This is a genomic window from Candidatus Methylomirabilota bacterium (assembly GCA_036002485.1).
Taxonomy (GTDB): Bacteria; Methylomirabilota; Methylomirabilia; order Rokubacteriales; family CSP1-6; genus AR37.
Genome location: DASYTI010000099.1, coordinates 1 through 12,456, shown reverse-complemented (window position 1 = coordinate 12,456; position 12,456 = coordinate 1). Strand labels below are relative to the sequence as shown.

13 protein-coding genes are annotated in these 12,456 nt (G+C 65.5%); 1 reads left to right on the top strand and 12 read right to left on the bottom strand.

What is annotated here, in order from left to right:
• From VGT00_09630 to VGT00_09595, 8 genes are all read right to left on the bottom strand, one after another.
• The coding region (locus tag VGT00_09630) for an AMP-binding protein (protein HEV8531665.1) at positions 1-519 on the bottom strand (519 nt) is incomplete at its 3' end.
• 12 nt (positions 520-531) lie between these two features.
• Positions 532-1,305 (bottom strand): ABC transporter ATP-binding protein, encoded by a 774-nt coding sequence (locus tag VGT00_09625; GenBank protein HEV8531664.1) that lies wholly within the window; start codon positions 1,303-1,305, stop codon positions 532-534.
• Positions 1,306-1,438: 133 nt separating this feature from the next.
• On the bottom strand, positions 1,439-2,251 hold the full coding sequence (locus VGT00_09620; protein ID HEV8531663.1) for an ABC transporter ATP-binding protein: 813 nt from the start codon (positions 2,249-2,251) through the stop codon (positions 1,439-1,441).
• A gap of 11 nt (positions 2,252-2,262) precedes the next feature.
• On the bottom strand, positions 2,263-3,585 hold the full coding sequence (locus VGT00_09615; GenBank protein ID HEV8531662.1) for an ABC transporter substrate-binding protein: 1,323 nt from the start codon (positions 3,583-3,585) through the stop codon (positions 2,263-2,265).
• A gap of 14 nt (positions 3,586-3,599) precedes the next feature.
• Positions 3,600-4,676, bottom strand: coding sequence for a branched-chain amino acid ABC transporter permease (locus tag VGT00_09610; GenBank protein ID HEV8531661.1), 1,077 nt, complete (start codon positions 4,674-4,676; stop codon positions 3,600-3,602).
• Between the two features lie 2 nt (positions 4,677-4,678).
• Positions 4,679-5,572 (bottom strand): branched-chain amino acid ABC transporter permease, encoded by an 894-nt coding sequence (locus tag VGT00_09605; GenBank protein ID HEV8531660.1) that lies wholly within the window; start codon positions 5,570-5,572, stop codon positions 4,679-4,681.
• Positions 5,573-5,609: 37 nt separating this feature from the next.
• Positions 5,610-6,413, bottom strand: a complete 804-nt coding sequence (locus tag VGT00_09600; protein ID HEV8531659.1) for an ABC transporter ATP-binding protein — start codon at positions 6,411-6,413, stop codon at positions 5,610-5,612.
• Positions 6,414-6,440: 27 nt separating this feature from the next.
• Complete coding sequence (locus tag VGT00_09595; protein ID HEV8531658.1) at positions 6,441-8,351, bottom strand: AMP-binding protein; 1,911 nt, start codon at positions 8,349-8,351, stop codon at positions 6,441-6,443.
• A 248-nt stretch (positions 8,352-8,599) separates the two neighbouring features.
• Between VGT00_09595 and VGT00_09590 the strand changes: the two genes are divergently transcribed.
• The gene (locus VGT00_09590; GenBank protein ID HEV8531657.1) at positions 8,600-8,935 is read left to right on the top strand and encodes a hypothetical protein; all 336 of its coding nucleotides are present in this window, start codon (positions 8,600-8,602) and stop codon (positions 8,933-8,935) included.
• Between the two features lie 126 nt (positions 8,936-9,061).
• Here VGT00_09590 and VGT00_09585 read toward each other — a convergent pair whose 3' ends face one another.
• The 4 genes from VGT00_09585 to VGT00_09570 form a co-directional block, all read right to left on the bottom strand.
• On the bottom strand, positions 9,062-9,952 hold the full coding sequence (locus VGT00_09585; GenBank protein ID HEV8531656.1) for a branched-chain amino acid ABC transporter permease: 891 nt from the start codon (positions 9,950-9,952) through the stop codon (positions 9,062-9,064).
• Between the two features lie 84 nt (positions 9,953-10,036).
• Positions 10,037-10,924: a branched-chain amino acid ABC transporter permease gene (locus VGT00_09580; protein ID HEV8531655.1), complete on the bottom strand. Its 888-nt coding sequence runs from the start codon at positions 10,922-10,924 to the stop codon at positions 10,037-10,039.
• 54 nt (positions 10,925-10,978) lie between these two features.
• On the bottom strand, positions 10,979-12,211 hold the full coding sequence (locus VGT00_09575; GenBank protein HEV8531654.1) for an ABC transporter substrate-binding protein: 1,233 nt from the start codon (positions 12,209-12,211) through the stop codon (positions 10,979-10,981).
• Positions 12,212-12,236: 25 nt separating this feature from the next.
• Positions 12,237-12,456 (bottom strand): ABC transporter ATP-binding protein (locus tag VGT00_09570; GenBank protein HEV8531653.1); only part of this gene is annotated, 220 nt, incomplete at its 5' end.

Below are 12,456 nucleotides of genomic sequence, written 5' to 3'. Positions count from 1 at the left end.
CAGCTCGTCGAAGAGGCCGGGCCGCTCCGCCGCGAGCTTGGCCCCGGCCGCCTCCAGCTCGACGAGGCTCACGAGGAGGGGATCACTATAGTGGCGCATCCCCTTGGGGTCGTCGTAGATCACCTTCCTGACCTTGGGCAGCCTGTTCCGGAGATCGAGGAGCTTGTCTACCTGCTCCTGGTCCTCGGCATACACGATGGTCGCATCCGCGTGGTCGATGACGAACTCCAGCTCCCGTGCGATGGATTCCTGGTAGAGCGGCACCGGCACCCCCCCCGCCGCCTGCGCGGCCACCATGGCGGCATAGAGCTGAGGGCGGTTGTCCGACAGGAGTGCGAGCTTGTCGCCGCGCTCGAAGCCGAGGCTCACCAGGCCGAGGGCGATCGACCGCACGTGGACTAGGTACTCGGCCCAGGTCCACTGCTGCCAGATGCCGTGGTCCTTCTCCCGGAGGGCGGGGTCCTTCGGAAACTCTCGGGCATTGCGCACCAGGAACTGCGGCAGCGTCTGCTCGGACATTCCGGCCTCCTCTCAGGCCACGGACTTGCTGCCGAGATAGGCCTTGATCACCCCCGGGTGCGCCTTGACCTCGGCGGGCGTGCCCTCGGCGATCTTCTGGCCCAGGTCGAGAACCACCACGCGCTGGGAGATATCCATCACCACCCCCATGTCGTGCTCGATCAGCATGATGGTGGTGCCCCACTCGTCGTTGACGTCGAGGATGAACCGCGCCATGTCCTCCTTCTCCTCGTGGTTCGTCCCCCCCATCGGCTCGTCAAGCAGGAGCACCTTCGGGCGCATGGCGAGCGCGCGCCCCAGCTCCACCCGCTTCCGGAGCCCGTAGGGCAGCGAGGCCACCGGCTGCTTGCGGATGGCCTGGATCTCCAGGAAGTCGATGATGTCCTCCACCGCTCGGCGGTGCTCGACCTCCTCGCGGCGGGCCGGGCCCCAGTAGAGCACGGACCGGAAGATCCCATTCGTCATGTGGATGTGCCGGCCGAGCATGAGGTTGTCCACCACGCTCATCCCGTTGAACAGGGCGATGTTCTGAAACGTGCGGGCCACCCCCAGGGTCGCGATGTGGCCGGGCGCCAGATGGGTGATGTCCCGCCCCTCCAGCACGATCGAGCCTCGGTTCGGGTGGTAGAAGCCGCTGACGCAGTTGAGGAGGGTCGTCTTGCCCGCGCCATTGGGCCCGATCACGGAGAGGATCTGCCCCTTGTCCACTGTGAACCCTACGCCCGTCACGGCGTGCACGCCGCCGAAGGACTTCGACACGTCCCGGAACTCGATCTGGGTGGTCATGAATCCTCGGAGGGGGACTCCGCCCCCCTTCCGAACCTCCCCCCGTCAGGTTGCGCCGGCGAAGTCGGCGCTCGAAGCGTCCCGGCCTCCGCGCGGGGACCTGGACACGGCACGGCTGCGCCCGCTTCCGTGGTCATGAGAGCCAGCGCTTCCTCCGTCTGTAGTGCTTGACGCCCCGGTAGCTCTTGCGCTGGCCCACCCCGGAGAGTCCCAGATAGAACTCCTTGACGTCCTCGTTCTCGCTGATGGTCTTCCGATCCCCATCGAGCACGACCCGGCCATTTTCCATCACGTACGCGTAGTCGGCGAAGCGGAGCGCCATGGAGACGTTTTGCTCGGCGAGGAGCACGGCCACTCCCTCTTCACGGTTCAAGCGGCTCACGATGTCGAAGATCTCCTGCACGAGCATGGGGGCCAGGCCCATGGACGGCTCGTCCAGGAGCATGAGCTTGGGGTGCGCCATGAGGGCCCGCCCGATGGCCACCATCTGCTGCTCGCCTCCGGACACATAGCCCGCCCGCACCTCGCGCCGCTCGCGCAGGCGGGGGAAGTACTGGTAGACCCTCTCGAGATCCCGCTTGAGCGACCGCCCGTCGCGCGTGTAGGCGCCCGTGAGAAGGTTTTCCTCCACGGTCAAATGCTCGAAGACATGTCGGCCTTCCATCACCTGCACGATCCCGCGCCGGACGACCTCGGAGGGATCCTTGCGCTTGATGGCCTCGCCCAGGAACTCGATGCTCCCCTTGCTGACATCTCCCCTCTCCGTCCGCAACAGGCCCGAGATGGCCTTCAGCGTGGTGCTCTTGCCCGCGCCATTGGCCCCGAGGAGGGCGACGATGCCCCCCTCGGGAACGGCGAGCGACACCCCTTTCAACACGAGGATGACGTGATCGTAGATCACCTCGATGTTGTTGACCGACAGCAGCGGACGGGCCATGTCGCTCATGACGAGGGGCGCTACTTCTCCTTCGCGCAGTCGCGCTGCGTGTAGCTCAGCTTCTTGCCTTCCTCGACCGCGGCCGCCTCGAGCTTCGGGCGCACCACCTCGCGCATGGGCGCGATCCAGTCCGACACGATGCTCCACTTCTTGCCGTCCCACTGCTGGATGAGCACGGGGCCATTACCCTCGTGATCCTCGCACGTCACCTTGATCGGATGCGTGAAGCCCTTCATCCCCATCTGATCGAGCCGCTGTTCGGTCAGGTTGAGGTTCTCGAACCCCCACCGCACCTGCTCGCTCGTCAGCGCCTTGTTGCCGTATTTCGCCATGGCCGTGCGAATCGCCTCCGCGGAGAGCATCGCATTGACGATGCCGCGGTTGTAGAGGGCGGCCCCCATCTCTTCCTTCTTCCCCGCGCCCTTGCCCTTGTCATAGACGTGCTTGACGATCTCCTGGAAAACCTTGAAGTTCGTGCCCGGCGCGTGGAAGGTGGCGCCTTTGTAGCCCTTGGCGGCCTCGCCCGCGGGGACGACGTCGGCCTCGCTTGCCGACCACCAGTTGCCGATGAAGCGGTCCATCTTGATGCCGGTGGCCACGGCTTCCTTCACCGCGACCTGATTCATCACGCCCCAGCCCGACATGAAGATCCAGTCGGGGTTGAGTCGCCGGACCTGCAGCCAGGTCGCTTTCTGCTCCTGCCCGGGATGATCCACGGCCAGCAGGGTCAGCTCGAAGCCGTACTTCCGGGCCAGATCCTCGAGGGTGGGATTCGCTTCTTTGCCGTAGGGGCTGTTGTGAAAGATGTGGACGATCTTCTTGCCCTTGAGCTTCTCCAGCCCGCCTTCCTGCTGGCCCATGTAGCGGATGACCGCCGAGGCCTGGCTCCAGTACGTGGTGGGGAAGCTGAAGACCCAGGGGAACCAGCGCCCGTCGGCCGCTGCCGTCATGCCGTAGCCCATGGAGAAGACCACCACCTTGTCGACGGGAGCTTTCGGAATGAGCTGGTAGGTGATGCCCGTGCTGTACGGGTTCACGAGAACAGGGCCCTTGCCCTTGAGGCGCTCGTAGCACTCGACGCCTTGCTTGGTGTCGTACTGGGTCTCGCACTCCTCCCAGATGATTTTGACGCCATTGACGCCGCCATCGCGCTCATTGAGCAGCGAGAAGTAGTCCACGAAGCCGTTGGCGATGGGGATGCCGCTCGGCGCATAGGGACCCGTCCGGTAGACGAGCAAGGGAATGAAGATCCCCTGCGACTGCGCGGACACGACGCCGGTCAGGGGCCCGAGCACGACGGCCAGGGCCAGGAGACCGATCATTGGCACTCTCACTCGCTTCATTGCGATCCTCCTTGCTAGTGGGGAAACGGCCACAGGCGCAGCTTCTCTTTCGCGATCTGCCACAGCCGCGCCAGCCCATTGGGTTCGACGATGAGAAAGAAGACGATCAGGGCCCCGAAGACCATCAGCTCGATCTGCTTCTGCAAGGCCACGGGCAGAGGCAGCCCGACCAGGTGGGGGGCATTGGTCAGGAAGATCGGCACGAGGACGATGAAGCCCGCGCCGAGGAAGGAGCCGAGCACGCTGCCCAGCCCGCCGATGATGACCATGAACAGCACCAGGAAGGACAGGTTGATGTCGAAGGCGAGCGTCTCCGCGCTGCCCAGGTAGAGGAACACGAACTCCGCGCCGGCCACGCCACAGTAGAACGAGCTGATGCCGAAGGCCAGGAGCTTGGTGCGCAGGGGGCGCACCCCGATGATCTCGGCGGCGATGTCGCGGTCGCGGATGGCCATCCACGATCGCCCCACGCGCCCCCGCACGAGGTTCTTGGCCACGAGGGCGAAGACGGCCACGAGCCCCAGGGCCACCACGTAGCGCGCTTCCGCCGAGGCCTGGGGCCCGGTCACCATCACCCCGAGGAGTGTGCGCGCGGGCGCCGTGATGGTGCCCGAAGCGGCGTAGTTGACGAACCAGGGCACCTTGTTGAAGAGCCAGACCAGGAAGAACTGGGCAGCCAGCGTGGCCACGGCCAGATAGAAGCCCTTGATCCGCAAGCTGGGCACGCCGAAGACGAGGCCGACGCCGGCCGCGATGAGGCCGGAGAGCAGGAAGACGACGACGATATTGAGCTGGGGGAAGCTCGTGGCGAACTTGAACGCCGAGTAGGCGCCCACGGCCATGAAGCCGCCCGTGCCGAGCGACACCTGCCCCGCATAGCCGGTGAGAAGGTTCAGACCGATGGCGGCCAGCGCGTAGATCAAGAGCGGGATGAGGACGGCCTGCAGCCAGTAGTCGTTGGCCATCAGGGGCGGCACCACGAAGGCCGCGGCCACGCCGAGCAGCACGAGGACGCGATCCTGGACGATGGGAAAGATGGCCTGGTCGCTCGCGTAGCTGCTCTTGAACTGCCCCGTCTCTCTGTAGATCACGGCTAGACGCGCTCGATAATTCTTTCGCCGAATAGGCCTTGAGGGCGAACGAGCAGGAAGGCCAGGGCCAGGACATAGGCGAACCAGTTCTCGATGGCGCCGCCCACCAGCGGTCCCCAGTACACCTCACCAAGCTTCTCGCCCACCCCGATGATGAGGCCGCCGGCAATCGCCCCCGGCACCGAGGTAAAGCCGCCCAGGATGAGAACGGGCAGCGACTTGAGCGCGATGAGCGAGAGGCTGAACTGGACGCCGCTCTTGGCGCCCCACATGATGCCCGCCACCAGCGCCACCAACCCCGCCACCGACCAGACCACGACCCATATCGTCTTGAGCGGGATGCCGATGCTGAGCGCCGCCTCGTGGTCGTCCGCCACCGCGCGGAGGGCCCGGCCGATCTTGGTCCGCTGGAAGAAGATCGCCAGTATGCCCACGAGGACGGCTGCGGTCAGCGCGGCCGTGAGCTCGAGCCGGTTCAGTTGGACTCCGTGGACGATGAACGACGTATCGGGGATGCCGATGTCGAGCTTCTTGACGTTGGCGCCCCAGGCCATCTCCCCGAAGCCCTCGAGGAAGAAGTTGAGCCCGATGGTCGCCATGAACAGGATGATCGGCTCCTGGTTGACGAGGGGGCGGAGGACGAGCCGCTCGATGGCGAAGGCGAGGGCGACCATGGTCAGGAGGGTCAAGGCGAGCGCGATGGGCACGGGCACGCCCTTCTCCATCAGCCCCACCAGGGTGAGGGCGGAGAAGAGGACCATGACACCCTGAGCGAAATTGAACACGCCCGAGGCCTTGAAGATGAGGACGAAGCCCAGGGCGACCAGGGAGTACATGAGCCCGGCCGCGATGCCGCCGAAGAGCACCTCGGCGAGAAAGGTCGGGTTGCCCGCCATGTCGGCGAAGGGCGCGACGAGCACGCCCCGGAGCAGCTCAATCATGGGCGACCCCGAGATAGGCGTCGATGACGGCGCGGTCGGTGCGCACGGCATCGGGAGAGCCCTCGGCGATCTTGCGACCGTAGTCCAGCACGGCCACGCGATCGGAGATGTCCATCACCACGCTCATGTCGTGCTCGATGAGGGCGATGGTGGTGCCGAACTCGTCGTGGACGTCGAGGACGAAGCGGCACATGTCTTCCTTCTCCTCGACGTTCATCCCGGCCATGGGCTCGTCGAGGAGCAAGAGCTGGGGCTCGGCGGCGAGGGCGCGGGCCAGCTCGACGCGCTTCTGGAGACCGTAGGGCAGCCGGCCCGCCGGCGTCTTGCGAATGGCCTGGATCTCCAGGAAGTCGATGACCCGCTCGACGGCGGCCCGGTGCTCGAGCTCCTGCCGCCGGGCCGGGCCCCAGTACAGGGCGTCCAGGAGGAAGTGCCCCCGCATCTTGAGCAGGCGACCGGTCATGATATTGTCCAGCACCGTCATGCCCTTGAAGAGGGCGACGTTCTGGAAGGTGCGCGCGATGCCGAGCTCCGCCACTTCGAAGGGCTTGAGCTGGGTTCGATCCTTGCCGTCGAAGACGATGCGGCCTCGCTGAGGATGGTAGAAGCCGCTGATCACGTTCAGGAGGGTGGTCTTTCCCGCCCCGTTGGGGCCAATGATGGCGACGATCTCTCCTCGATGAATGTCGAGGCTGACGTCGCTCAAGGCCTGGACGGCGCCGAAGTGGACGGTGATCTCCTCGACGCGGAGGAGGGGCTCCCGGCCGGCGCCACCCGCCGGTCCGGGAGCCGCGATCTCCTCCTCCTGCGCGGTCACCGGCACTTAGCCCCCCTCCAGGTCCATGATGCGGATTTGCCTTTCCATCTCAGATGTCCGCCCGTCTTCGTAGGTCACGGTGGCCCGGATCGACACGGCCGTGACGCGTGAATCGTAGAGAGCGGCGATGATGGACGCGTACTTTTCATTGATGAACCCGCGGCGGAGCTTCCTGGTTCTCGTGATCTCGGCGTCGTCGGGGTCCAGCTCCTTGTGCAGGATGGCGAAGCGCTTGACGCGCTGCGATGGGGCCAGGGTGTCATTGGCTCGACGGATCTCCTCGTGCATCAGCTCGTAGGTGGCGGGGTTCTGGGCGAGGTCGGTATACCCCGAATAGCTGATGCCGCGCCGCTCAGCCCAGTTGCCCACCACCTCCATGTCGATATTGAGCATGGCGGCGATACAGGGTCGCGCATTGCCCACGGCCACCGCTTCCTTGATATAGACGCTGAACTTGAGCTTGTTCTCGATGTACTGCGGGGCGAACACCGTGCCATCCTGCAGCATGGCCACGTCCTTGACGCGATCGATGATGACGAGCTGCCCGTCCGGGTCGAAAAGGCCGGCATCCCCCGTATGGAGCCACCCGTCCTTGAGCGCGGAGGCCGTTTGCTCAGGGTTCTTGTAGTAACCGGCGAAGAGACCGTCGGTGCGGATGAGGACCTCGCCCCGATCGGAGAGCTTGATGTCGACGCCGGGCAGCGGCGAGCCCACCGTCTCGAGCTTGACCCGACCGTCCCGGTGCAGGGTGGCCGGCGCGCAGCACTCGGTGGCGCCGTAGAGCTGCTTGAGATTGACGCCGATGGCCCGGAAGAACTGGATCATGTCGGGGCCGAGGGCGGCGCCACCCGTGATGGCCGCGCGGATGCGACGAAAGCCCAGCTGGTCGCGGAGGGGGTCGAAGACGAGCCAGCGCCCGAGCCAGGACAGGGTGCGAAGCTGAGCGGGCACCGGCTTGCCCTCGAGCTCGAGCCGCGCCTTGAGCATTCCACGAGGGAGAAAGAACTTCGCGAGGCGCCGCTGGAGCCAGTTGGCGTCCTCGATGCGCACCTGGGCCTGGGAGAGGATGTTCTCCCAGATGCGCGGGGGCGCGAAGGTCATGGTCGGGCCAATCTCGCGGAAGTCGTGGCGAACGGTGGAGGCGTCTTCCGGGCAGTTGACCGTGCACCCGGCGAGGAAGGCGACGGCCAGGGAGAAGAAGCTGTCCCCGATCCACGCCATGGGCAGGTACGCCATGATCTCGTCGCCCCTGGTCATGGGCTCGACCTCGAGGAAATGCCTCGCGGTGGCGATGAGGGCGCCGTGGGAGATCATGACGCCCTTGGGGAACCCCGTCGTCCCCGACGTGTAGTTGATGATGGCCAGATCCGTGGCGAGCCCTTGGGCCACTTCCGCGTCCCAGTGGCCGGGGTGGTCCCGCGCGAACTCGACGCCCCGCGCCTGCACCTGATCGAGGCTCACGAGCCACGGATGGTCGTAGTGCCGCATGCCCTTGGGATCGTCGTAGACGATGACCTCGACCAATGGCAGCTTGTCCTTCATCTCCAGGATCTTGTCGACCTGCTCCTGGTCTTCGCAGATGATCATGCGGGACTCGGAGTGATCGATGACGTAGTGGATCTCGGCGGCTATCCCGTCCTGATAGATGGGCACGGGCACGCCGCCCAGGGCCTGAGCCGCCACCATGGTCCAGTAGAGCTGGGGGCGGTTGTCGCCGATGACGGCGAGCTTGTCCCCGCGGCGGAAGCCGAGGCTGGCGAGGCCGAGCGCGATTCGTCGCACGTGATCGACGTAGTCCTTCCACGTGTGGGCCTGCCAGATCCCGAATTCCTTCTCGCGGATGGCCACGGTGGCGGCGAGGCGCTGGGAATTGTCCAGGGCGAGCTTCGGAAGGGTGTCGAGGCCTGGGGTCAGCATTCGCGCCGTCTGTGGTCGCGCAACATCGCCCGGATCACATGGGATCCGTGAAGCGACACTCGCCTGCGCCATTGGAGAGAGTTTCCACAATCGTCCGAGCCTTGTCCCGGGCACGAGGCCCTGGGGGATTAGCCGTGCCGGGGCAGCTGGAGTGGCGAGAGTCTAAACGACCCTACTGGGGCTGTCAAGCGACTTTGCGAGCCAAGACAAGGGTTTACAGTCACCTTCGGACCTTCTGGCGCAGCGACGTGAGCATGCGCTCGGTGGTCTGGGTCGTGGGGGTCATTCTCGGCTGGTCGATCGGCTGGGCCCAGCTCGAGATGGACTGCGCCCGGCCTCAGCAGGCCCGAAACGTGGTCGGGCGCTTGATGCTTTCAGAGATAGAAGGCGCCGAGGACACCAATCGCGCGGCCATGTGGGAGGCCTTCGGGCGCTGTCCGGGAGGCCCGGGCGCCTCGGCATGCCGCCAGAAGGAGCAGCAGCGCTTCGAGGCCCAGTGGGAGCGCCAGAAGCGAGCCATCGAGGACAAGTACCGGAAGATGCTATCCGAATTCGAAGAACGCTGCCAAGCCTCAGCCGCCTAGACTAGGCTGCTCAAAAAGGTCCAGATGCGAGGCGGCGAGGGCGGCGGCACCCCGAGGCGTACTCTCTGTACGTTGAGCGGGTGCCGCCGCCCTCGCCAACGAAGCAGATGGGCCTTTTTCAGCAGCCTAGAGGGGCTTCTTGAGGAGGCGGGCGAGCTCGCCGACCACTCCGCGCCTGAAGGTCAGCACGCAAAGCACGAAGATCACCCCCTGCACCACGGTCACCCAGGCCCCGAGCTGGGACAGGTAGTTCTCGAGCGAGACCACGATGAAAGCCCCGACGACGGGACCAAAGACGGTGCCGAGACCGCCCAGGAGCGTCATCAAGACGACTTCGCCCGACATGGTCCAGTGCACGTCGGTGAGCGAGGCGAGCTGAAAGACGATGGCCTTGGTGCCGCCGGCCAGCCCTGAGAGCGTGGCGGACAGCACGAAGGCGAGGAGCTTGTACTGCTCGGCGGTGTAGCCGAGGGAGACCGCCCGCGGCTCATGCTCACGGATGGCCTTCAGCACCTGACCGAAGGGCGAGTGGATGGTCCGGTAGATCAGGAGGAAGCCCGCCAGGAATACCGCCAGCACCACGAAGTACATGGTCATGGTATTGCGCAGATCGAGAAGGCCAAACAGCATGCCCCGCGGCACTGACTGGATGCCGTCCTCGCCGTGAGTGAACGGGGCCTGCAGGCAGAAGAAATAGATCATTTGCGCCAGGGCCAGCGTGATGTTGGCGAAGTAGATCCCCCGGCTGCGGATGGCCAGGGCGCCGATCAGGACGCCGAGAGCCCCCGCCACCACTGTCCCGGCGAGAATGGCCAGCTCCGGCGGCCAGCCCCAGACCTTGGCAGTGTGCGCCGAGATATAGCCGGCGGAGCCGAGGAAGGCGGCATGTCCGAAGGACAGGAGCCCGACATAGCCGATCAGGAGGTTGAAGGCGCAGGCGAAGAGGGCGAAGCAGAGCGCCTTCATGAGGAAGAGCGGGTAGATGAAAAACGGCGCCACCACGAAGAAGGCGACCATGACGGCGAAGGCGACGAGTTGGTGGAGGCCGGTGGCGGAGGGCGTCTCGAGGGCTGGCGCGACTTCCTGAGCCGTGGTCACCGGCTACTTCTCCCGCCCGAAGAGCCCGGTGGGTTTGACGAGCAGGACCAGCGCCATGATCACGAAGATGACCGTGTTCGAGGCCTCGGGATAGAAGACCTTGGTGAGTCCCTCGACGATTCCGAGGGCGAAGCCGGTCAGGATCGAGCCCATGATCGAGCCCAGGCCCCCGATCACCACCACCGCGAAGACCACGATGATGAGATCGGCGCCCATGAGCGGGTTCACCTGATAAATAGGTGCGGCCAGCACTCCGGCCAGAGCGGCCAGGGCCACTCCGAATCCGTACGTGAGGGTGATCATCCGCGGCACATTGATGCCAAAGGCCTGGACGAGCGCCGGGTTCTCGGTGGCCGCGCGCAGATAGGAGCCGAGCTTGGTCCGCTCGATCACGTACCAGGTGGCCAGGCACGTCCCGAGCGAGAAGACGATGACCCAGGCCCGGTAGTTCGGCAGGAACATGAAGCCCAGGCTGCGCCCCCCCGCGAGCTGCACTGGCATGGCGTACGGCAGTCCCGAGGATCCGAATTCGTTACGAAAGAGTCCCTGGATGATGAGGGCGAGCCCGAAGGTCAGGAGGAGCCCGTAGAGGTGATCGAGATGGTAGAGGCGCTTGAGCATGGTCCGCTCCAGCACGACGCCGAGGAGCCCGACCACGATCGGCGAGACGAGGAGGGCCCACCAGTAGCCGAGCCCCGCCCACTGCAGGAGGAAGTACGCCACGAAGGCGCCCATCATGTACAGGGCGCCGTGGGCGAAGTTGATGATGTTGAGCAGTCCGAAGATGACGGACAGCCCGAGGCTCAGGAGGGCATAGAAGGAGCCGTTGATCAGGCCGATCAAGAGCTGGCCGAACAGGGCCTGGGTCGGGACGCCGAAGATGCTGCTCATCGCGGATCCCCTCTCTCCCTGCCGAGGCAGAGAGAGAGGGACGCATCAGTCACGCTACTTCTTGACCAGCGGGCACTCGCCCTGGTCGAGGGGCCGGAAGGCCTGGTCGGCGGGAATGGTCGCGCGGATCTTGTAATAGTCCCACGGGGCCTTCGATTCCGCGGGCTTCTTGACCTCGACCAGATAGGCCGGATGAATCTTCCGCCCATCGACGCGGATGGTGCCCTTGCCGAAGAGCGGGTCGTCGGTCGGGATCTCCTTCATCCTCACGATGACCTTGGTGCCGTCGTCGCTCTTGAGGGCCTCTACCGCCTTGAGGTAGTGCGTGACACCCGCGTAGACGCCGGCGTGGATCATGGTCGGGTGGATGCCGCGGTTGCGGTCGGCGAACCGCTTGGCAAAGGCGCGCGTCCGATCGTTCAAGTCCCAGTAGAATGTCTCGGTGAAGACGAGTCCCTGCGCGGTCTGAAGGCCGAGGGCATGGACGTCGGTGAGGAACACGAGGAGACCCGCGAAGTTCTGCCCACCCCTGACGATGCCGAACTCGGCGCCCTGCTTGATGGCGTTCGTGGTGTCGCCGCCCGCATTGGCCAGCCCGATGACCTTCGCCTTGGACGCCTGGGCCTGGAGCAGGAAGGAGGAGAAATCCTGCGTGTTGAGCGGATGGCGCACCTTGCCCAGGACCTTGCCTCCGTTCTTGAGCACCACGGCCTCGACGTCACGCTCGAGAGCATGGCCGAAGGCGTAGTCCGCGGTGATGAAGAACCAGGTGTCGGCCCCCTGCTTGACGAGGGCGTTGCCGGTGCCGTTGGCGAGGGCCCACGTGTCGTACGTCCAGTGCACGGTGTTCGGCGAGCACGCCTTGCCGGTCAGGTCCGACGAGGCCGCCGACGAGATGACCATCGCCCGCTTCTTGTCGCGCGTGATCTGGTTGACGGCGAGCGCGACGCCCGAGTTCGGGACGTCGAGGATCATGTCCACCTTCTCGGCGTCGTACCACTGGCGCGCGATCTGGGAGCCGACGTCGGGCTTGTTCTGATGGTCGGCGAAGATGACCTCGACCTTCATGCCCTTCTTCTCGGCGCCGAAGTCCTCGACCGCCATCTTCGCGGCGACGACCGAGCCCTGGCCGCCGAGGTCCGCGTAGAGGCTCGACTGGTCGTTCAGCACGCCGATCTTGATGATCCCGTCCGAGATCGGGGTCTGCGCGGGCACGGCGGTGATCCCGCCGAAGGCCGCGGCCGCGGCGAGCGCCGCGGTCACCATGACGAAGCGTCGGATCAACATCGGGGTCTCCTTGGTTGGGGTGGCGCTACACGCCGAGGTAGTCGTGCAGCTTGTCCATGTGCCGATCGAGATCGGCGTTCGCGAGCATGTCGACGACGCGGCCATGCTCCATGACGTAGTGCCGGTCCGCGACGCGCGAGGCGAAGCGGAAGTTCTGCTCCACGAGCAGAATCGTGAATCCTTCGGCCTTGAGCCGGCGGATGGTCTCGCCGATGTGCTGGACGATCACGGGGGCGAGGCCTTCC